The organism is Aeromonas diversa CDC 2478-85, from assembly GCF_000819805.1.
GTDB lineage: Bacteria > Pseudomonadota > Gammaproteobacteria > Enterobacterales > Aeromonadaceae > Aeromonas > Aeromonas diversa.
The window spans coordinates 237,987-258,589 of the sequence record NZ_CDCE01000020.1 but is presented as its reverse complement, the minus strand read 5'-3'; the positions used below and the strand labels follow the sequence as shown (position 1 = coordinate 258,589).

At 60.4% G+C, this 20,603-nt stretch carries 22 protein-coding genes; 10 read left to right on the top strand and 12 right to left on the bottom strand.

What is annotated here, in order from left to right; genetic code table 11:
• Positions 1 to 5: 5 nt before the first annotated feature.
• Positions 6 to 1,208: an MFS transporter gene (locus BN1121_RS06115; protein ID WP_005349605.1), complete on the top strand. Its 1,203-nt coding sequence runs from the start codon at positions 6 to 8 to the stop codon at positions 1,206 to 1,208.
• 140 nt (positions 1,209 to 1,348) lie between these two features.
• Here BN1121_RS06115 and BN1121_RS06110 read toward each other — a convergent pair whose 3' ends face one another.
• Positions 1,349 to 1,609, bottom strand: a complete 261-nt coding sequence (locus BN1121_RS06110) for an HAD family acid phosphatase (protein ID WP_005349603.1) — start codon at positions 1,607 to 1,609, stop codon at positions 1,349 to 1,351.
• A 74-nt stretch (positions 1,610 to 1,683) separates the two neighbouring features.
• Positions 1,684 to 2,352, bottom strand: a complete 669-nt coding sequence (locus BN1121_RS06105) for a Dph6-related ATP pyrophosphatase (protein WP_005349601.1) — start codon at positions 2,350 to 2,352, stop codon at positions 1,684 to 1,686.
• Between the two features lie 184 nt (positions 2,353 to 2,536).
• On the opposite strand from BN1121_RS06105, the gene BN1121_RS06100 reads away from it, so the two are divergent.
• Both BN1121_RS06100 and BN1121_RS06095 read left to right on the top strand, forming a co-directional pair.
• Positions 2,537 to 3,835 (top strand): MFS transporter, encoded by a 1,299-nt coding sequence (locus BN1121_RS06100; protein WP_005349599.1) that lies wholly within the window; start codon positions 2,537 to 2,539, stop codon positions 3,833 to 3,835.
• Between the two features lie 106 nt (positions 3,836 to 3,941).
• Positions 3,942 to 4,502 carry a gamma carbonic anhydrase family protein gene (locus BN1121_RS06095; protein ID WP_005349595.1) on the top strand — a complete coding sequence of 187 codons (561 nt, stop codon included), beginning with the start codon at positions 3,942 to 3,944 and terminating at the stop codon, positions 4,500 to 4,502.
• Positions 4,503 to 4,551: 49 nt separating this feature from the next.
• Here the strand turns inward: BN1121_RS06095 and BN1121_RS06090 are convergent, their stop codons facing one another.
• The 4 genes from BN1121_RS06090 to rpsF all read right to left on the bottom strand — a co-directional run bounded on the left by BN1121_RS06090 (position 4,552) and on the right by rpsF (position 6,553).
• Entirely contained in the window at positions 4,552 to 5,295 is a 744-nt protein-coding gene (locus BN1121_RS06090) for a ferredoxin--NADP reductase (protein WP_005349593.1), read from the bottom strand.
• A 103-nt stretch (positions 5,296 to 5,398) separates the two neighbouring features.
• Complete coding sequence (gene rplI / locus BN1121_RS06085; protein WP_005349591.1) at positions 5,399 to 5,845, bottom strand: 50S ribosomal protein L9; 447 nt, start codon at positions 5,843 to 5,845, stop codon at positions 5,399 to 5,401.
• 48 nt (positions 5,846 to 5,893) lie between these two features.
• Positions 5,894 to 6,124, bottom strand: coding sequence for a 30S ribosomal protein S18 (rpsR, locus tag BN1121_RS06080; protein WP_005308890.1), 231 nt, complete (start codon positions 6,122 to 6,124; stop codon positions 5,894 to 5,896).
• Between the two features lie 30 nt (positions 6,125 to 6,154).
• Positions 6,155 to 6,553 (bottom strand): 30S ribosomal protein S6, encoded by a 399-nt coding sequence (gene rpsF / locus BN1121_RS06075; RefSeq protein WP_005349590.1) that lies wholly within the window; start codon positions 6,551 to 6,553, stop codon positions 6,155 to 6,157.
• Positions 6,554 to 6,778: 225 nt separating this feature from the next.
• Between rpsF and BN1121_RS06070 the strand changes: the two genes are divergently transcribed.
• Together BN1121_RS06070 and BN1121_RS06065 are read left to right on the top strand one after the other, a co-directional pair.
• Complete coding sequence (locus BN1121_RS06070) at positions 6,779 to 8,002, top strand: Nramp family divalent metal transporter (RefSeq protein WP_005349588.1); 1,224 nt, start codon at positions 6,779 to 6,781, stop codon at positions 8,000 to 8,002.
• A gap of 99 nt (positions 8,003 to 8,101) precedes the next feature.
• Complete coding sequence (locus BN1121_RS06065; protein ID WP_005349585.1) at positions 8,102 to 8,953, top strand: alanyl-tRNA editing protein; 852 nt, start codon at positions 8,102 to 8,104, stop codon at positions 8,951 to 8,953.
• 43 nt (positions 8,954 to 8,996) lie between these two features.
• Here BN1121_RS06065 and BN1121_RS20340 read toward each other — a convergent pair whose 3' ends face one another.
• Positions 8,997 to 9,248 (bottom strand): EamA family transporter, encoded by a 252-nt coding sequence (locus BN1121_RS20340; protein WP_442853265.1) that lies wholly within the window; start codon positions 9,246 to 9,248, stop codon positions 8,997 to 8,999.
• A gap of 12 nt (positions 9,249 to 9,260) precedes the next feature.
• A complete protein-coding gene (locus tag BN1121_RS20335) occupies positions 9,261 to 9,437 on the bottom strand; it encodes a hypothetical protein (RefSeq protein ID WP_231553008.1) in 177 nt (58 codons plus the stop codon).
• Between the two features lie 146 nt (positions 9,438 to 9,583).
• Between BN1121_RS20335 and BN1121_RS06055 the strand changes: the two genes are divergently transcribed.
• The gene (locus BN1121_RS06055; RefSeq protein ID WP_005349581.1) at positions 9,584 to 9,820 is read left to right on the top strand and encodes a PA2433 domain-containing protein; all 237 of its coding nucleotides are present in this window, start codon (positions 9,584 to 9,586) and stop codon (positions 9,818 to 9,820) included.
• 163 nt (positions 9,821 to 9,983) lie between these two features.
• Positions 9,984 to 10,667 carry a hypothetical protein gene (locus BN1121_RS06050; protein WP_005349578.1) on the top strand — a complete coding sequence of 228 codons (684 nt, stop codon included), beginning with the start codon at positions 9,984 to 9,986 and terminating at the stop codon, positions 10,665 to 10,667.
• Between the two features lie 3 nt (positions 10,668 to 10,670).
• Here the strand turns inward: BN1121_RS06050 and BN1121_RS06045 are convergent, their stop codons facing one another.
• Genes BN1121_RS06045 through rlmB form a run of 3 tightly spaced genes read right to left on the bottom strand, consistent with a single transcriptional unit; the run spans position 10,671 to position 12,483 of the window.
• Entirely contained in the window at positions 10,671 to 11,120 is a 450-nt protein-coding gene (locus tag BN1121_RS06045; protein ID WP_005349576.1) for a GNAT family N-acetyltransferase, read from the bottom strand.
• Positions 11,121 to 11,176: 56 nt separating this feature from the next.
• Positions 11,177 to 11,731: a Crp/Fnr family transcriptional regulator gene (locus tag BN1121_RS06040; RefSeq protein ID WP_043157253.1), complete on the bottom strand. Its 555-nt coding sequence runs from the start codon at positions 11,729 to 11,731 to the stop codon at positions 11,177 to 11,179.
• A gap of 2 nt (positions 11,732 to 11,733) precedes the next feature.
• The gene (rlmB, locus tag BN1121_RS06035) at positions 11,734 to 12,483 is read right to left on the bottom strand and encodes a 23S rRNA (guanosine(2251)-2'-O)-methyltransferase RlmB (RefSeq protein WP_005349571.1); all 750 of its coding nucleotides are present in this window, start codon (positions 12,481 to 12,483) and stop codon (positions 11,734 to 11,736) included.
• An 853-nt stretch (positions 12,484 to 13,336) separates the two neighbouring features.
• Here rlmB and BN1121_RS06030 point away from each other — a divergent pair.
• The 3 genes from BN1121_RS06030 to BN1121_RS06020 all read left to right on the top strand — a co-directional run bounded on the left by BN1121_RS06030 (position 13,337) and on the right by BN1121_RS06020 (position 17,417).
• Positions 13,337 to 15,025, top strand: a complete 1,689-nt coding sequence (locus BN1121_RS06030; protein WP_043157243.1) for a DUF262 domain-containing protein — start codon at positions 13,337 to 13,339, stop codon at positions 15,023 to 15,025.
• A gap of 163 nt (positions 15,026 to 15,188) precedes the next feature.
• Positions 15,189 to 15,998 carry a hypothetical protein gene (locus tag BN1121_RS19710; RefSeq protein ID WP_152424630.1) on the top strand — a complete coding sequence of 270 codons (810 nt, stop codon included), beginning with the start codon at positions 15,189 to 15,191 and terminating at the stop codon, positions 15,996 to 15,998.
• A gap of 876 nt (positions 15,999 to 16,874) precedes the next feature.
• Entirely contained in the window at positions 16,875 to 17,417 is a 543-nt protein-coding gene (locus BN1121_RS06020) for a P-loop NTPase family protein (RefSeq protein ID WP_005349564.1), read from the top strand.
• Positions 17,418 to 18,180: 763 nt separating this feature from the next.
• Here BN1121_RS06020 and rnr read toward each other — a convergent pair.
• Positions 18,181 to 20,562, bottom strand: a complete 2,382-nt coding sequence (gene rnr, locus BN1121_RS06015; protein ID WP_005358856.1) for a ribonuclease R — start codon at positions 20,560 to 20,562, stop codon at positions 18,181 to 18,183.
• Positions 20,563 to 20,603 lie beyond the last annotated feature (41 nt).

Sequence of the window (20,603 nt, the reverse complement as noted above, 5' to 3'; positions counted from 1 at the left end):
GTCCTATGCACAGCATGCGTTTCACCCTCTTTCTCGGCTCGCGGGCCCTCTCCAACCTGGGCGACCAGCTGCTGCAGTTTGCGGTGCCGCTGATCGTCTACCGCACCACCGGCAACCTCTCCCTGTCGGGGCTCGCCTTCTTCTGCGAGTGGCTGCCGCGGCTCGTATCCCTGCCGCTGGCGGGGGTGCTAGCGGACCGTATTGGCGGGCGTCGCGTCTACGTCATGGCTGACACCCTGCGCGCCCTGGCGTGTCTTGGCACCGCCTGGGCCATGGTGAGCTGGGCCGAGGCCGGCATCGCCCCGCTGGTACTGATGATGTCCCTGTGCGCCTTCTGCTACGCCCAGGCCTTCATCGCCCTCGAGACCACCCTGCCCCTGATGGTGAGCCAAGCCGAGATGCCTAAGGCCCAGAGCTGGCTGCAGCTTATCAATAACGGCGCCAGCGTCCTCGGCCCGGCCCTGGCGGCGGGTCTGTTGCTCTGGCTGGCCCCCAATGAGTTACTGTGGGGCGCCGCCCTGGTCTTCGCCCTGAGTGCCCTCGGGGTGTTTGGTCTCGGTCGTGGCCAGACGCTTCCCCAGGGGCCACGTCGTTCGGTGCGCCAGGAGCTGCGCACCGGCATGGCCAGCCTGCTCGTCCACCCCATCCTGCTACGCCTGGTGCTGCTGGCCATGATGGTTAACCTGGTGGTCGGCCTCATCATGGCCACCGCCGCCCCCATGACCCTCGGTCACTTCGGACAAGGGGACCAGATCTTTGCCAGCGTGCAGATGGCCATGGGACTCATCTCAATCGGTGCCTTCGCCCTCATGCCTTGGCTACTGCGCCGGACCTCGGTCTACGGGATCGGCCAGTTCGCCTTTCTCGCCGTGCTGGGGGGCGGCCTGCTGATGGGGCTGGCTAACAGCTTCCCTCTCTACCTGCTGGGCTGCGCCTTAAGCTACGGGCTGTGCGGCCTGTTCAACGTCTTCATCCGCACCGAGCGGCTGCACTGGATCGCGCCGGAGCAGCGGGGACGGGTCATCAGCCTGATGGTGCTGCTCAACCAGCTCAGCCTGCCCCTGGCCGGCCTCATCGTCACCCTGCTGGGAGACAGAGTCCCGGTGCAGACCCTGATGTTGGTGGCGGTGACTGGCTGCACCCTGATCTACCTGCGCCTGCGTGGCCCCCTGGCGGGCGAGGCCCGCACCGCCCAGCCCCAGGGTTGATGCTGGCGTCCGCCCGATAGTCGGTGGCATGAACTCGCGGGCGGCCCTGATGTCGCCGTCCGAATCGCCGTAGTAGAGCGTGATCTGCTTGGCTATGCTGTCGCAGCTATTGTTCATCTTCTCCCAGAAGGCGGGGTTCTTCAGGCATCGTGGGGCGAGAACTCACGCTTGCCCCGGTATAAACCCGGGCTCGAGAAGAGCAGGGTGTCGTCGATGTCGAAACCCACCGCTATGGGGGGCTGGCCGGCAAGGCTGGTGGCAATCTGGTCGACCGAGACCCAGTGCACCGGTGCCTGGTGGGCCAACTGGACCACGGTAGTGCCCTGCTGAGCAGGCTCGGCCCAGGTCAGGGGGGCGCAGGCCAGCACGGCCGCCAAGAGGGAGAGGGGGAAGAGACGCATCACCGGGCTCCTTTGAGCATCAAATCGAGAGGAGCGATTCTGCCCCAATCCAGACCCAAGCGGGGTGGTCCCGGTCACAGGGTGCCCGGTAGCAGGTCGGTGTAGAGGAACCCCTCCCGCTCGATCGTCTCGCCGGTATGGCACGCCACCGGGTGACGGAACATGGGGCCGTCCCAGGCGAAGGTGTGAAACTCCCCGTGCTCGCCGCACGGATCCACCCCGGCCGGCAGCAGCGCGAGCAGCGCAGCATCGAAGGGGTGGCCGGCCAGCTGATGCGGCACCCGCGCCGGATCGCAGGTGCTCACCGTCGCCTTGAGACCGGCGGCCAGCATGTCGCGGGCCAGGGCGTCGGTCGGCGTTCCCCAGAGTGGGAACAGGGGCGTGATGCCGGTGCCTGCGAGCTTCTCCTCCCGGTAGCGGCGCACCTCCTCGAGGAAGAGGTCACCGAAGGCAAAATGGGTCACCCCGAGTCGGTGGCAATGCTCGACGAAGGTGCTCATGCGCGCCTCGTAATCGGCGTTGCTGCAGGGCCAGGGGAGCGGGATCACGTGCAGCGGCAGCCCCGCCGCCTCGGCCTGGGCGCGCAGCAGAGCGTCGCGCACCCCGTGGATGGCGACTCGCCCGAACGCCTCGTTGGTGGTGGTGAAGAGGCCGATGACCTCGAGTTCCGGCTGCTGACGCAGCCGATGCAGCGCCCAGGCGCTGTCTTTGCCGCTGCTCCAGGAGAGCAGAACCTTGGCCATGTGAAATCCTCCGTGGTCGCCCATACTGTGTGCCTCAGGGAGCCGGTCAAGTCTCGAGAATCGCAAGACTGTGTTGCAGATTGCGCGATTTACTTGATACGCCGGCGCATCTTACTCTCGATAGATTCGCCATCCCAGCACGGGAGAGCACGGATAGCCGCCGCAATAACGATAAGGAGAGCCCATGACGGCACAACATCGCCCCCTCAACCGCCAGGATTACAAGACCCTCGGCCTCGCCGCCCTCGGTGGAGCCCTCGAGTTTTACGACTTCATCATCTTCGTCTTCTTCGCCGTGGTGATCGGTGAACTCTTCTTCCCGGCCGACATCCCCGAGTGGCTGCGCCAGTTCCAGACCTTCGGCATCTTCGCCGCCGGCTATCTGGCCCGCCCGCTCGGCGGCATCATCATGGCCCACTTCGGCGATCTGGTCGGTCGCAAGCGGATGTTCACCTTAAGCATCATCATGATGGCCCTGCCGACCCTGCTCATCGGCCTGTTGCCCACCTACGCCACGCTCGGCATCCTCGCCCCCATCCTGCTGCTGGCCCTGCGCATCCTGCAGGGCGCCGCCATCGGTGGTGAAGTGCCGGGCGCCTGGGTCTTCGTGGCCGAGCACGTGCCGGCCAAGCGGGTCGGCTTCGCCTGCGGCGTGCTGACCGGTGGACTGACCGCCGGCATTTTGCTCGGCTCCCTGGTGGCCACCGCCATCAACAAGGGCATGAGCCCGGCCGATGTCAGCCAGTGGGGCTGGCGCCTGGCCTTCGTACTGGGCGGGGTCTTTGGCATTGTGGCCATGTACCTGCGCCGCTGGCTGCACGAGACCCCGGTGTTCGCCGAGATGCAGGCCAACAAGGCCCTGGCCGAAGAGCTGCCACTGCGCACCGTGCTGCGCGAACACAAGGGCAGCGTGGTGGTCTCCATGCTGCTGACCTGGCTGCTCTCCGCCGGTATCGTGGTGGTGATCCTGATGACCCCCACCTACCTGCAGAAGATCCACGCCATCGCCCCGGCTGACGCCCTGCAGGCCAACTCACTGGCCATACTGGCCCTGACCCTGGGTTGCATCTTCTATGGCCGCCTGATCGATGCCATCGGCAGTGGCCGCACCTTCCTGCTCGGCACGGCCTTGCTGGTCATCAGCGTGAATCTCTTCTATCACGGTCTGGCCGCTGGCACCGGCTCCATGGTTCTGCACTACATGCTGGCCGGCTTTGCCGTAGGTGTGATCGGCGCCGTCCCCCATGTGATGGTCAACGCCTTCCCGCCCGTGGTGCGCTTTAGCGGCCTGTCGTTCTCCTACAATGTCGCCTACGCCATCTTCGGTGGCCTCACCCCCATGCTGGTGACCCTGTGGATGAAAGAGGACGTGCTGGCCCCCTCCCACTATGTGACGGCCCTGTGCGGCATCGGCTTCATCGTCGGGCTCTGGCTGTGGTATCAGGAGCGGCGCGACCGTCAACCGACCACCTCACTGGCGTAAGCAGGGGCCCGTCAGGGCCCTTTTGCTGAGTTGGGTTGGCAGTTTCACCTATTACCTTTTAGGCGTAAGCTGGAGAGCGTTCTGTTCCCAACCCACGGAAAGCCTCATGATCCGCAAGAACCCCTCCGGCCACCTGCCGGTCATCCACGAATCCGCCTACATCGACAAGACCGCCATCATCTGCGGCAAGGTGATCATCCACGAGAACGTCTTCGTCGGCCCCTACGCCGTGATCCGTGCCGACGAGGTGGACGAGAGCGGTGACATGGAGCCCATCGTCATCGGTGCCAACTCCAACATCCAGGATGGGGTCGTCATCCACTCCAAATCCGGCGCCGCGGTCACCATTGGCGAATACAGCTCCATCGCCCACCGCAGCATAGTGCACGGTCCCTGCGTCGTGGGGAATCGGGTCTTCATCGGCTTCAACAGCGTGCTGTTCAACTGCCACGTCGGCGACGGCTGCGTGGTGCGCCACAACTCTGTGGTGGACGGCTGCGATCTGCCCCCCGAGTTCTACGTCCCCTCCACCACCCGTATCAACCAGCAGAGCGATCTGGCCACCATCCCCAAGGTGACGGTGGACGCCGCCGAGTTCTCGGAAGACGTGGCCCACACCAACATCGATCTGGTGAAGGGCTACAAGGCGCTCTCCAACGAGTTCTGATTGCTCGCCCGCACCTAACGAGACAGGGGGCCATCGGCCCCCTGTCTGTTTACCAGTAGTTCTCGGCGCTGATCTGGCCGGGCTTGCGCCTCAGGTTCTTGGTCAGCCCCCGCTCGATGAGCACCCGCTGGGTGTCGCGTACCATCTCGGGGTTGCCACAGATCATCACCTGGCTCGCCTCGGCGCTGATCTCAAGGCCCACCCTCTGCTCCAGCGTGCCCGCCTCGATGGCTGCCGGGATGCGCCCGGACAGCGCATCGGGCCAGGCCTCACGACTCACCATGGGCACATAGCTAAAGCGTGGGCCGTAGCGCTCGGCCAGGCGCTCGATGAGGGGACGATAGGCCAGCTCGCGCCCCTGGCGTACCCCGTGCACCAGCACCAGGTTGTCAAAGCGCATGGCCACCTCGCCGTCGGAGAGGATCGAGAGAAACGGCCCGATGGCGGTGCCGGTGGAGAGCATCCAGAGATCGCGCGCGGGGGGGATCTCGTCGAGGGTCAGAAACCCGGTGGGATTGGCGGCGATCAGCAGGGTATCACCGGCCTGCAGGGTGCCGAGCCGCGGCGTCAGCTGCCCGTCCGGGATCTCGACCACATAGAACTCGTGCCAGGAGGCGCTGGGAGGATTGACGAAGGAGTAGGCGCGCTGCACCTTCTGCTCGCCGTCATAGAGGGCCAGCTTGGTGAACTGTCCCGCCTTGTAGGGGGGAAGGGTTGCCTGCACCCGCAGGGAGAAGTGAGTATCGGTCCAGTCGATGCGCTCAAGCACCCGACCCTCAACCCAGTCGGCCATGGGGAGCCTCCTCTTCGATTGACGACCCGATCCACTCTACCCCGAGCGCAGGCAATAAAAAACCCGCGCAATGCGCGGGTTTTTCAACCAGAGTGGTTGTCGATTACTCGGCAACAACCTGGATTTGTACGGTAGCCTTCACGTCAGCGTGCAGCTGAACGGAAACTTCGTACTCACCGGTGGAACGCAGAACGTTGCCCATGCGAACTTCGCTCTTGGACACGGCTACGCCAGCCGCGGTGATGGCGTCAGCCACGTCGCGGGTACCGATGGAGCCGAACAGCTTGCCTTCGTCACCGGCCTTGGAGGCGATAACAACGGCAGCCAGTTCGCCCAGCTTGGCAGCGCGCTCTTGAGCGGCAACCAGGGTGGCTTCCAGCTTGGCTTCCAGCTCGGCACGACGGGCGTCGAAAGAAGCGATGTTAGCCTTGGTGGCCATCACAGCTTTGCCTTGCGGGATCAGGAAGTTACGGGCGAAGCCAGGCTTAACGTTGACTTGATCACCCAGACCGCCCAGTTTGGCGATCTTATCGAGCAGGATAACTTGCATTACCTTTCCTCTTTAAATTCGTTGAGTTAGGCGTAAGCGCCGGACTGATTACTTGTTATGCAGATCAGTGTACGGCAGCAGAGCCAGGTAACGGGCGCGCTTGATGGCGCGAGCCAGCTGACGCTGATACTTGGCGCGGGTACCGGTGATACGGCTCGGTACGATCTTGCCAGATTCAGTGATGTAGTTCTTCAGGGTAACGATATCTTTGTAGTCGATCTCGGTTACGTTCTCAGCGGTGAAGCGGCAGAACTTGCGACGACGGAAATAACGTGCCATTGCCTTTATCCTCTATTCAGTGATCCGAAATTACTCTTCTGCGGAAGCTTCAGTAGCAGCTTCGGCAGACTCTTCGCTGCGAACGTCGTCACGGCGGAAAGAACGCTCTTCCTTGGCCTTGGCCATCGGAGAAACTTCAGTCACGGCGTGCTTGGTACGCATGATCATGTTACGGATAACGGCATCGTTGAAGCGGAAGTTGGTTTCCAGCTCGTCGATGACAGCCTGCTCGGCTTCCACGTTCAGCAGAACGTAGTGAGCCTTGTGCAGCTTCTCGATCGGGTAAGCCAGTTGACGGCGGCCCCAATCTTCCAGGCGATGAATCTTACCACCGGCAGTGGTGATGGCGCCGGTGTAGCGCTCGATCATGCCAGGAACCTGCTCGCTCTGGTCCGGGTGAACCATGAAGACGATTTCGTAATGACGCATTATCAGCTCCTTACGGGTTAATCAGCCTCCGCCCGGGTGCAGCCAAACCTCGGAGGCAAGGAACGTGTATGTGTAGACGCTGCTTTCTAGGGCGGCGTATTGTACGAAATGCGCTCCTCGACTGCAACAGGTAAGGCGATGCCGATGGATCCTATCCACAACACCAATTGATAATAATTCTTAATTGCATATATGCTCTCTCTATCAGACTTGGGAGGTCATATCATGCAACCCACGGCACTGGCGCTAACGCAGCCACGAAAACTCAGGCTCAGCCTGCTCGGACCCGCCTTCATCGCCGCCATCGGCTATATCGATCCGGGTAACTTCGCCACCAACATCCAGGCCGGCTCCCAGTTCGGCTACCAACTGCTGTGGGTGGTGGTGTGGGCCAACCTGATGGCCATGCTGGTGCAGACGCTGTCGGCCAAGCTCGGCATCGTCACCGGCAAGAATCTGGCCGAGCATATCCGCGACCGGCTGCCGCGCCCCGCCGTCTGGGCCTACTGGGTGCAGGCCGAGATCATCGCCATGGCCACCGATCTGGCCGAATTCATCGGTGCCGCCGTCGGCTTTCAGTTGCTGTTCGGCGTCTCCTTGCTCGAGGGGGCCGGCATCACCGCCGTCATCACCTGGGCCATTCTGATGCTGCAAAGCCGCGGCCAGAAGCCGCTGGAGTTCGTGGTCGGCGCCCTGCTGCTGTTTGTCGCCGCTGCCTACCTGGTCGAGCTGCTCTTCTCCCGCCCGCACCTGCCGAGCCTGCTCGAGGGGGCCCTGCTGCCGGGCCTGCCGAACGATCAGGCGGTCTATCTGGCCGCCGGTGTGCTCGGCGCCACCGTGATGCCCCACGTCATCTACCTGCACTCGGCCCTGACCCAGGGCCCGCAGGCCGGCGCCAGCGTGGAGCAGCGCCTGCACTCGACCAAGGTGGACGTGGCTATTGCCATGACCATTGCCGGTTTCGTCAACCTGGCCATGATGGCGATGGCGGCCGCCGCCTTCCACGCCAGCGGCCATCAGCAGGTGGCCGGGCTCGAGACCGCCTACGCGACCCTGACTCCCCTGCTGGGCCAGGCCGCCGCCACCCTGTTCGGCCTGTCGCTCATCGCCTCCGGGGTCAGCTCCACCGTGGTGGGCACCCTGGCCGGCCAGGTGGTGATGCAGGGGTTCGTGCGCTTCACCATCCCGCTCTGGCTGCGCCGAGTCATCACCATGGCCCCCGCCTTCGTGGTGATCGCCATGGGGCTCAACACCACGGAGATCCTGGTGATGAGCCAGGTGGTGCTGAGCTTTGGCATCGCGCTGGCGCTGATCCCGCTCCTGATGCTGACCGGGGAGCGCGCCCTGATGGGGGCGCACCGCAACCACCCGCTGACCCAGGCTCTGGGGCGGGTCATCGTCACCCTGGTGGTGGGCCTCAACGCCTATCTGCTGGTCTCCCTGCTCTAGAGGCCTCATCACCCGGATGTCGCGGCGCCCGTTAACCTCGGTTAATGAGGCGCCCGCCGTTTTTGCGGTATCCTGCCCCCATCATCGATGGAGGATCCCATGGAACACACCCGCGCCAGCTTCGTGCTGGGCCATCTCAAGGAGCAGGCCCGCGTCCTGCTTGCCCAGGTTGTCGGCGACCAGACCCTGGTGGTGACCGATCTCACCCCCTGTCACCCCCAGAGCCACCTCTGGCCCGATCAGCCGGGCGACGTCGGCACAGTCCAGTGGGAGGGGGGCCAAGCGCCCATCGCCCCCTGCCGCATGGGGGCCGTGAGCCCGAGCGGCGAGCTGTTTGTGGATGCCGCCATCCCGGTCAAGCGCGGTGAGCCGGGCTGGGCCTTCGTGGTGGTGCATCCCCTTTCGGGCGTACACACCTTGCCCGCCGGCACGCCGGTCACCCTGCGCGTCGACCCGGCGGTGCGCCGTCCCCTCTCGCTCGGTCATAGCGGCTGCCACCTGGCGGCCCTGGCGCTCAATCAGGCCCTGATCCCCTTCTGGAAGAAAGATCCGGCCGAGCGCGACGCCCTCGACCAGCCCGATTTCGACCGCCTCGCCATTCAAATCTCGCGGGTCGAGCCCCACGGCTCGCGCGAGCACTACCGCATCGGCAAGAGCCTGCGCAAGAAGGGGGTGATGGGGCCCGAGCTGCTGGCGGCCCTGCCCGCCATCGAGCAGGCGGTCAACGTCCGGCTCGCCGACTGGCTGGTCGAGGGGGGAGAGATCCGCCGCAGCCGCGACGGGGAGGCCATCATCGACTCACGCTGGTGGCACTGCACCCTGGGGGGACGCGAGGTGACGATCCCCTGCGGCGGCACCCACGCCGGCTCGCTCGCCGAGCTCGGCCGGGTCGAGGTCACCCTGGCCCCCTGCGATGAGGGCTTCACCCTGCACACTCGGGTCGCCCCCTGAGTGAGACACTGGGCCGACACCTTGCGGCCCGGTGTCGTCCCCCTCAGCCGAGGCGGATCAGCAGGATCCCGCCGAGCATCACCAGAGCCGCCATCAAGCTGACACGCCCCGGCCGCTCGCCCAGCCACCCCCAGGAGAGCAGCACGGCAAGCAGCACGCAGCTCTCGCGCAGCGCCGCCACCAGGCCGATGGGCGCCTGGGTCATGGCCCAGATGACGATGCCATAAGCCAGGAGCGAGAGGGCGCCCCCCAGAACCAGTCGGTGCGAGTCAGGAATATTCGGTGGCAGCCGCAGCCCCCACCAGAGTCAGAAACCGCAGGGAAAACAGCCGGAGCAGAGGGAAACCTGCAGCACGCAGACCCGCCCCTCGGCCTGGCGCTTGGCCAGCGCATTCCACAGGGCATGCAGCAGGGCGGCCAGCAAAATGGCCGCGAAGATGGAGAGGGTCACGACGGGGTTCCGATCGACAGGGGGCGCCATCATACCCGTTTGCGTCACTGGCATGTGAGTATCGGCGGATGGCAACCCTGCATCCGGTGACCCCTGTGCTTAACCCGGCGACCCGTGCACACCCGGGTCTATCCTTGAAGCGGGCGCGGCCGCGCCCGTGACCAATCAGGGAGACGGTGATGAAGGGAAAGATGGCGCTGCTGGCCCTGCTGCTGGCGGCTCCGGCAATGGCATTCCACTGCCCGGCCGACATGAAGAAGATAGACGACCTGCTGGCCCAGAAGCCGGCGCTCAATGCAGGCGATCTCGCCAAGGTGAAGGCGCTGCGCGCCGAAGGGGAGAAGCTGCATAAAGCGGGGCAGCACCAGGCCTCGGTTGACAAGCTGGCCGAGGCGCTCAAGCTGCTCGGTCAGTAGCGGGCGGGGGCCAGTCCCCCGCCTCTCTTGCCCGCTCACGGGCATGCCCCTCCCATCCACCGCGCATCATACGCCCCCACTGTCTGGCACGGGCGAGCGAACATCACCGACCCTATGGCCGCGACTACACTAGCTGTGATCGTGACGGCATGGACGAGGGAAGATGAACAGAGTCGCCGTGGCATTCGCACTGTGTTGGCTCCCCCTGCTGGTATGGGCTCGTCCCCTGCAACTGCTGGTGATCGCCCGCTACCAGCCACTGCACACCCCCTTCTATCAGGAGTGGTTTGAGGCCGCAGGGCTGGAATATGCGCTCACCCCCTGCACGCCGGCCCGCTGCGAGCGCCTAATAGAGGGGAGCGAGCAGATAGACGGCGAGCTGGTCAGAGTCAGTGGCTACGAGAGTGCCCACCCCGCGCTGAAAGCGGTCGGTGCCCCCATCGGCAGCGTCAGGGTCTATGCCAGTGGCAGCGGCAGCTGGCCACCGGCCGAGGGAGATCAATATGGCTGCCAGCGCGGCTCCCTCTGGTGCCGCCGGCAGCTCCCGGCGCAGCGGCTCACCTGGCTCAACGATCAGGAGCAGGGGGAGTTGATGCTCAAGCGGGGGCGAATCCAGTGGCTGATCTATTTTTGGCCCGGAGCCGAGGAGAGAGGGAGTGAGCAGGGGCACAAGATCGCTCGCCTCGACTACTTTCTCTATCTGCGGCGGGATCAGGAGCCGGCAGCCCGGCGACTGGAGGAGGCCCAGCAGCGGCTGATGCTAAGCGGCCGTTGGCGACAGATGCAACAGAGGCTGCTCACCCTGTTTGCCAACCAAGGGACGGAGGGGGAGCCGGCCCGCCCCTGACACTCACCCCCTGCGCATGCCTATATGAGGAATGTCATCCTCAAGATATTCGGCCCCTTCCGGCACGAAGCCGTGGCGGCCATAGAAGCCCTGCAGATGCGCCTGGGCGCCGAGCCAGATGGAGTGCCCTGGCCAGTGCGTCTCACACACCTGCACCGCCTCGGCGATCAGCCGGTGGCCCAGCCCCCCTCCCCGACAGGAAGGCGCCGTGACCACCCGACCGATGGTAGCGCCCTGTTCGTCACCGATCCCCGGCGCCATGATGCGGGCATAGGCCGCCAGCGTCTCTCCCTGCCACCCCATCAGATGCCAGACCCCCTCCCGGCGATCCAGCCCATCCAGATCCTGAAAGGGGCAGGTCTGCTCGACCACAAAGACCTCGGCCCGCAGGGCCAGCAGGTCATACAGCTCGTCGGTGGAAAGCGCACTCCAGGGTTTCAGGCTCCAGTTCATCATCGACTCCTTATCAGACGGGAGGCTCAGGATAAACGGGAACCACGCAGCGGACATTAACCTTTGTTAATGGCGTTCAGGCGCTTGCGAATGCGGCTCAGGCTGATGGGAGTAATGCCGAGGTAGGCGGCGACCTGATGATCGGGCAGTCGGGCATCGAGGGCGGGAAAGTGGGCCAGAAAGTGGCGGTAGCGCTCCTCGGGCCCGGTGGTGAGCAGCAGGATCTCTTTCTCTTCCTTGATACGCAGCTGCACCTGAAGCAGATGCTGATACCAGGCGTCCCAGAGCGGGAGCCGGCGCAGATCACTGACCCGAAAGAGTTGTAGCCGGCAGGGCTCGAGTGCCTCCACGCTGTAGCGGGCGGGCTCGCCGCTGAGCAGGTGGTGAAAGTCGACAAACTCGTCCCCCTCCCAGTAGAACTCCTTGATGTACTCACGCCCCTCGGCCAGCACCACCCGGGCCCGCAGCAGCCCCTGCTCCACCCGGATCAGCAGATCCGGACTGTCGCCGGCATGCCACAGGCTCTGGCGCGGGGCCAGCGTCAACTCGCGGGAAAACGAGAGGAGGCGCGCGGCCTCCTCGTCGGTGCAGTCAAAGGGCGGACGATCCACCATCAGGCCTTACGCTGGCGCACCGCCTCGAACAGGCAGACGCCGGTGGCAACCGAGACGTTGAGGCTGGAGACGGCACCCGCCATCGGGATGCTGACCAGCTCGTCGCAGTGCTCGCGAGTCAGGCGGCGCATTCCCTTGCCCTCGGCACCCATCACCAGGGCCATGGGGCCGGTGAGCTTGGCCTGATAGAGATCGTGGTCCGCCTCACCGGCGGTGCCAACGATCCAGACGCCGCGCTCTTGCAGCTCGCGCAGGGTGCGCGCCAGGTTGGTCACCTGGATGAGCGGGATCACCTCGGCGGCGCCGCAGGCCACCTTGCGCACGATCGGGGTCAGCCCGGTCGCCTTGTCTTTGGGCACCACCACGGCGTGCACCCCGGCGGCATCGGCGCTGCGCAGGCAGGCGCCCAGGTTGTGGGGGTCGGTCACCCCGTCCAGCACCAGCAGGAAGGGGGCCTCGGCCGTGGCAGAGATCTCGTCGAGCAGGGTGGCGAGATCGTGCTCGGACAGGCGCGGCGCCTCCTTGACCCGGGCCATGATCCCCTGGTGGTTGTTGCCTTCGCTCTTCTCATCGAGAGCCTTGCGACCCACCGGCTGGACCCGGATGCCGAGCCCTTCCAGCTCGGTCAGCAGAGGCAGCAGACGCTCGTCTTCACGCCCCTTGAGGGCCCACACCTCGATAAAACGCTCCGGCTCGCGCTCGAGAAGGGCGGCCACGGCGTGGATGCCGTAAATCAGTTCACTGCTCATGTTCAAAATCCGTGGTGTCGGGTCGCATGAATGCGCCCCTGGGGAAAATGGCCCTACCGGTAGCCCGACCGCCATGGGGTGGCGGCGTCACCGGTCGCTAAATGATGGGGCATCATACCAGAGACACCGACGGGGGAGGAGCTCGGTCAAGCTCCTGACCTATGACGGGCACCCTGCACGCGAGGGCGCTGCCCTCGAAGGGGTTTCGCCCGCCCTGCGGGCTGTGGCGAGTGACTTTTCTTTGCGTGGCCAAAGAAAAGTCACCAAAAGAAAGGCCAACCCCGCCAATCCGACCGCTACGCGGTTTCCCTCGGCTCGGTCGCCAGGTCGGACGGACCGCCGCAGATGGGGCATCCATGCCCCGCTGTGGCTGCGCCATCATCCCTGATGGCGCTCCTGACCTTGCGCCCTCCCCTCGGCGGATTGCAGGGGGGACCAATACCGTGCCCGACAGTAGCTAAGTGGGCTCGCCACGCGGCGCTCAAAACGGTGGGTGTCCCAGAATCTCGTATTGGCGCACTACGCACAAAGCCCCCCATACCAAGTAATTTGTTGATCCTGCTCAGGAAACCATCATCTCCCCCTTTTCTCCCCGGCGGCGTTCGCTACCATACCCGTTTGGCAACCGTCTCGTCGGAATCACCCATGAGCCAGGTCAGCGAAACCACGCAGGTAAAAAGCAGCAGACTGAAGGCTGTAATTCAGGGGCGGTAGCCTTGCCTGATGGAATAGATAAACGAGCAGCGATTCACTATGCGTCACTGAGTCCTAACATTTCTTCGAGTTAGGTTTCATCGCACAAATAACTAGTTACGAGTGCAGTCGTCATTTTCTTTTTCTATGGAGAAAATATATGGCAGTAGAAAACTTTCTAAATGCAGAAACAGAATCCTTTGGTGGAATAATAAAAGGTGACAACCAATATATTGTACCTATTTACCAAAGAGATTACTCATGGGAACCTAACAATTGGGATGACTTATGGCTTGATATTGAAAATAATAGAGCAAACAAAAACAAACACTATATGGGCTCTATTGTTCTAGTTGCACGAGAGAATAAACAATATGAAATAATAGATGGTCAGCAACGATTAACCACACTGACTATACTAATACTATCAATAATTGACACAATAAAGTCATTGATAGACAAGAAAATTGATATTGATAACAACCAAAAGAGAGTTGACTTACTAACCAGTGATTACATAGGGAAAAAGTCTCTAAAATCATTAAATTACGAAAACAAGATACAGCTAAACGAACACAACAATCCTTTTTTTTCAACATATATTACAAATGGCCGCAAGGTTAACAACCTTAGAAGTGAGCATAAAAGCAATAAGCTATTAATGCAATGTTTTGATTATTTCAAAAAGAAGATTAAAGATGATGTGCTTAAAGACGATAACATTGAGCACTTGATTTCATTTGTTGAATATATTTCTGATAATTTATTATTTATTAAAATCTCCGCAACTGATGATCTAAGTGCATATCTTATTTTTGAAACGCTAAATGATCGAGGCTTAGAACTTTCTGTCACTGATTTACTGAAGAACTATCTGTTCTCAATTGTTGATGATACCGATCGGCCTCATGTAAAGAATATATGGGACGCCACCATAAACTATGTGTCATATTCTGGTTTTCCAAAATTCCTCCGCCACTACTGGATGATGCAGAACGGTATTTTAGCTGAAAAAGAACTATATAAGGTTGTAAAGCAAAATGTTAATACAGCCAAATCAGCATTTAAACTCCTTGAAGACATGAGTGAGGTTGCGGAAATATATCAAGCACTCAATGACTACAATCACGACTTATGGAATAATGATGAAAAAGTAAAGAAACACATACGAGAGTTAAACATGTTTAATGTTACTCAGTGTTATCCTTTGCTTTTGAACTCTTATTTATACCTAGATAAAGATGAGTGGATTGGAGTTCTGAGGATTTGTTCAATTATTTCTTTTAGATACATGGTCATATCAGGCCTTAACCCGAATGCTCTAGAGTCAAAATACAATGACGCATGTAAGTCTATAAACACCGGCACAGCAACAACCGCAAGAGAAATATTCAACATACTTAAGCCTATATATGTTAATGATGAAGACTTCGTTAGAAACTTCGAAAGTGCCTCTATCAAAACAAGAAAATCATCAAAACAAGCTAAATACATAATTTACTCAATAGAAAATCACATAAACAATTCAAGCTTGGATTATGAATTTGATAATGGAACCCTCGAACACATACTACCAGAAAACCCAACGGATGAATGGTTTGAATTTTTCCCAAGAGATAGCGAAGAATCTTTTATTTATAAAATTGGAAATTTCACAATCTTAGAACCTGATGCGAATAGAGTTATCGGCAACAAGACATACACAGAGAAGAAGCCTCACTATGAGAAAAGTAGATACGCTATAACCAAACAGATAGCGTTCAAGATTTGGGACCCGGATAACATCCTTTATCGTCAAAAGAATCTAGCTAAACAAGCAAAAGCAATTTGGTCCCTAAATTATGACTAATTGAGAGGAAAGATTGGGACATCCACCAATCTGAGCGTTAGTTTATAGCTAGGCTGCGCCTAACAATGTATTGCAGTGGACAAGCTACTGAATACAGCGTTAGACCTCAGTGTATTGCACCGTTACTCATCGACCCAAACTCAACATTGAGAGGGCCTGAACAATGCCGCTATCAGACTATTTCACCATCGGTAACACCCTCTACGGACTTAGTGTCGTCGCATCCTATGTCGGTGGATACCTTACAAACGTACTTTCTGGGCCGCATACGGAATCTTTCAAAGGATGGGTGCAAAGCGGTGACCTTAGAAAGCTACTTCAGTTAGGTCGTGAAGAAGTTATAATTGTATTGCCTCACCAGACCGAATCTAAAAGTCGAGAACTACCACAGATTGCAGTGGAAGATGCTCTCGCACTGAAAAATGTGCTCGAAATATTGGGCGATATTGGAGTAAAGCATCCGAAGATACGCCATCCATCAAACCTATCCGAGTCAGACAGGAAGCGTAATATCATTTCAATCGGCGGTTCAATGACTAACAGCTTCACAGCCGAGGTCCTCGAGCTACCGCTGGCTGATGGGAAGTTAGACTTTAAGCGTAGCGAGACCCACCCGGATCAGGTAGTCCTGAAACGCGGAGATTCGATTACCTACACATCCCCGTCATACGCTAGCCCTCGACCAGTCAATGCACAGGACAAGATTCCAGACATTGGTTTCATCCTACGTCGCCCGAATCCACGGAACCCGGTGTCCACTATACTTGTTCTCGCTGGAATTCGTGGTCGGGGGACATGGGGAGCATCGGATCATTTGAGAAAGAACGCGAAGAAGTTACATGCAAGGGTCAAGAAGGATGGTGAGAATGCTCTTGACCGAGGTTTTCTCGCTGTCCTAGATGTTGATTATGAGAACTTTGACATCACAAGAACGAGAATAAAGGACATTTCGTCGGTCTGTGATGATGTTTAACTCCTCCGTTAACGAAGCAGAAAAGGGACACCCACCATTCTGAGCGCCGCGTAGCGGCCCACAGACCCGCAACCAGCCAACCCAGTCACAGGCGGGCACGGTATTGGTTCCCCCTCTGATTGGCGTTGTTGATCAAATCCGTCGTTGGATAGTCGTTCCCCATCCCGTCGATGGCGGAGAAATGGGACACCCACCATTTTGAGCGCCGCGTAGCAGCCAACAGACCCGCAACCTGCCAAGCCAGTCACAGGCGGGCGACCGAAAATGGGACACCCACCATTCTGAGCGCCGCGTAGCGGCCAACAGACCCGCAACCTGCCAACCCTGTCACAGGCGGGCACGGTATTGGCTCCCCTCTGATTCGCCGAGACGAAGGCACCCTGCCAGGCCGCGAGACAGGGATGTCGAACGAGCGGCGGCGGGCCAAGGGCCAATTCGGATTAGGGTGCGAAAATGGGACACCCACCATTTTGAGTGCCGCGTAGCGGCCAACAGACCCGCAACCTGCCAACCCTGTCACAGGCGGGCACGGTATTGGTTCCCCCTCTGATTCGCCGAGACGAAGGCACGCTGCCAGGCAGCGAGACAGGGATGTCGAGCGAGCGGCGGCGGGCCAAGGGCCAATTCGGATTAGGGCGAGCACTGCTCGACCCCGATTTGGCGCGAGATCAAGGAAGTTCGAAGCGGGCTTTGGCCGAAGCCATGGATGGCGTAAGCCAAAGGCCCGTCGGCGCGTGCCATCAGCATCGTGGCTGAGGTGGGAGAGCTCGCCCCTCGAGAGCGAAGTACCGCGAGCGGGTGAAACGCCTTAGAGGCGCAGGCTATCCTGTGCGATAGATTGGCGATATATGCCAGAGTTTAAATGCAGGTAAGCGCATGAAGAGAATCAACGTCGTCGGCACGAGTGGCAGCGGTAAAAGTACGTTTAGCCAGATGCTTGCCGCCAAGCTCAATTATCCATATCTAGAAATGGATGCTCTGTTCTGGAAGCCTAATTGGCAGGGCTCTACCGATGAAGAGTTATTCTCTACGCTAAAAAGTAAGTTAGCTGATGAGTACTGGGTCTTGGATGGAAACTATAATCGCACTGTGCCGATCAAGTGGGAGCGGGTCGATACGGTTATATGGATTGACTACTCCTTCGCAAGAACTTTGTATCAGGCTGTAAAAAGAGCACTGCTTCGTTCATTGACAAAGCAGGAGTTGTGGGAAAACTCGGGAAATGTAGAGTCCTTCAGGAAGTCGTTTCTCAGTAAAGACTCGGTGATTATCTGGACATGCAAGACCTATAAAAATAATCGCGTTCGCTATCAACAGGTTTTTTCAGACCCCAAATATAGCCACATTCGGTTTATTCGCCTCCAGAGCCCCACTATGGTAAAGGCATTTATCCGAAGCCTGCACACATACCTAAGCTAATGAAAGATACCCACCAATCAGAGGCGTAGCGGCCAACAGACCAGCAACCAGCCAACCCAGTCACAGGCGGGCATGGTATTGGCTTCCCCTGTAAGGGTGAAATTGGGGTGAAATTGGGACACCCACCATTCTGAGCGTCGCGTAGCGGCCAACAGACCAGCAACCAGCCAACCCAGTCACAGGTGGGCACGGTATTGGTTCCCCCTCTGATTCGCCGAGACGAAGGCACGCTGCCAGGCCGCGAGACAGGGATGTCGAGCGAGCGGCGGCGGGCCAAGGGCTAAATCGGGTCAGGGCGAGCATTGCTCGACCCCGATTTGGCGCGAGAACAAGGAAGTTCGAAGCGGGCTTTGGCCGAAGCCATGGATGGCGTAGGCCAAAGGCCCGTCGGCGCGTGCCGTCGGCATCGTGGCGGTGGCGAGGGGACTCGACGCAGGAGAGCGAATCAGCGGGGTTGGCCGCTCGATTGGTGACTTTTCTTTGGCCACGCAAAGAAAAGTCACTCGCCATAGCCCGAAGGGCTGGCGAAACGCCTTCGCGCCCCATGCGGCGCAGTCGCATCAAGATGCTCGCCATAGGCACGGAGCTTGGCCGAGCTCCGCCCACAATCTGAGTCCCCCTTTTCGATGACCATAAAAAATCCGAACCCCGGTAACAGGGTTCGGATTTTTTTACTCTCAAGGGGCTGTCAGCCTTTGAGGGAGATAACCCAGGGTCATCAGACCCTTAGCATGGGCCCGGCTCGCCAGACCCACGCCATGGGTTACCCCTTGGCCTTGTCGCGGGCGCGCTTGCCGGGACGACGGTTGCTCGGCTTGGCGCTGCCACCGCTCTTCTTGTTGTCCTTGCTCTCCACCTTGCGCTTGTCGCGGCGACGCTCGGTCTTGGCCTTCTCTTTCTTGATGTCGGCCATCTTGCGAACGGCCTGCTTGGCGCCCTTGCCGGTGACCTTGAGGGGCTCCTCGACCATCACGAAGTCGATCTTGCGATCGTCCAGGTTCACGCCCATCACCTTGACCCGCACCTTGTCACCGAGGCGATAGCGGCGGCGGAAGTTCTCGCCGATCAGCTGCTGGTGAATCGGGTCGAACTGGTAGTAGTCGTTGGTCAGGGTGCTGACGTGCACCAGGCCGTCGATATGGATCTCGGCCAGACGCACGAAGAAGCCAAAGCCGGTGACGCTGGCGATGACGCCGTCAAACTCGTCACCCACGTGGTCCTGCATGTACTCGCACTTGAGCCAGTCGGCCACATCGCGAGTGGCGTCATCGGCGCGGCGCTCGGTCAGGGAGCAGTGCTCCCCCATGGGGTCCATCTCGTCCTGGCTGTAGTGATAGCCACCGCTCGGGGTCCACTTGTGACGCGGAGTGCCCTGCGCCTTGGCCAGCTGGTACTTGATGGCCCGGTGCAGGATCAGATCCGGATAGCGGCGGATCGGCGAGGTGAAGTGGGCGTAGGACTTCAGGGCCAGGCCGAAGTGACCAATGTTGTCGGCCTGATAGATGGCCTGACGCATGGAGCGCAGCAGCATGGTGGAGAGCAGCTCCGCATCCGGGCGCCCCTCGAACTGGTCGGCCAGCTCGGCGAAGTCGCGCGGCTCGGGCTCGAGGCCGCCCTTGAGCTCCAGCCCCAGCTCGGCGAGGAACTGGCGGAAACCGGTCAGGCGCTCTTCGCCCGGACGGTCGTGCACCCGGAACAGGGCGGCGGCCTCGTGCTTCTCGATGAAGCGGGCGGCGGCCACGTTCGCCTGGATCATGCACTCTTCGATGATCTTGTGGGCGTCGTTACGCACCAGGGGCACGATGCGGTCGATCTTGCGCTCGGCGTTGAAGATGAAGCGGGTCTCTTCGCTCTCGAACTCCACGGCGCCGCGCAGGTGGCGGGCGTGCTTGAGCGCCTTGTAGAGGTGGCTCAGCTCTTCAAGGTGACCCACCAGCGGCTCGTACTGCTGACGCAGCTTGGGATCCCCGTCCAGAATGGCCGCCACCTTGGTGTAGGTCATCCGGGCGTGGGAGTTCATCACCGCCTCATAGAAGGTGTAGCCGGACATGCGGCCGCTGGCGGAGATGGTCATCTCGCACACCATGCACAGGCGGTCCACCTGCGGGTTGAGCGAGCAGAGGCCGTTGGAGAGCACCTCGGGCAGCATGGGCACCACGAACTCGGGGAAGTAGACCGAGTTGCCGCGCTGATAGGCCTCGGCGTCCAGGGCGGTGCCCGGCTTCACATAGGCCGAGACGTCGGCGATGGCGACCCAGAGGCGCCAGCCGCCGGATTTTTTCTTCTCGCAGAAGACGGCGTCATCGAAGTCGCGGGCGTCTTCGCCGTCGATGGTGACAAGCGGCAGGGTACGCAGGTCGACCCGGCCCAGCTTGGCCTTCTCGGGCACCTCGTCGGTGAGGTTGACGATCTCCTGGGTCACCGCCTCCGGCCAGGTGTGGGGGATGCCGTGGTTGCGCAGGGCGATCTCGATCTCCATGCCCGGCGCCATGTTTTCACCGAGCACCTCGAGCACGGTGCCGAGGGCGTTGAGGCGGCCGGTCGGCCGCTGGGTCAGACGCACCACCACCACCTGGCTCTGGCGCGCGCCCTTGTTTTCCCCTTCCGGGATCAGGATGTCCTGGCCGATGCGGCTATCGTCCGGCACCACGAACCCCACCCCGTTCTCGACGAAGTAGCGCCCGACGATATCCATCTCGCGCGGCTTGAGCACGCGCACCAGACGCGCCTCCTGGCGCCCCTTGCGGTCGATCTCGGTCGGCTGCACCAGGGCGTAGTCCCCGTGCATCAGACGCTGCATCTCGCGGTTGTTCAGATAGAGATCCTGCCCACCCCCATCCGGACGCAGAAAACCGAAGCCGTCCTTGTGACCGAGCACATACCCCTTCACCAGATTCAGGCGATCGGGCAGGGCATAACACTGGTTACGGGTGAAGACCAGTTGACCATCGCGCTCCATGGCGCGCAGGCGCCGGCGCAGGGCCTCCAGATGCTCTTCGTCTTTGAGTTTGAGGTCGCGAGCGATCTCCTCGCGAGACATGGGACGTACATGGTCCTCGATTATCTTCAGCAGCAGTTCGCGGCTGGCGATGGGATTCTCGTATTTTTCGGCCTCGCGTTCGAGGAAGGGATCGTTATGAGACATAGGCAGGCCTTCTGGTAGGATTCTGCGTCATTATACCCCCA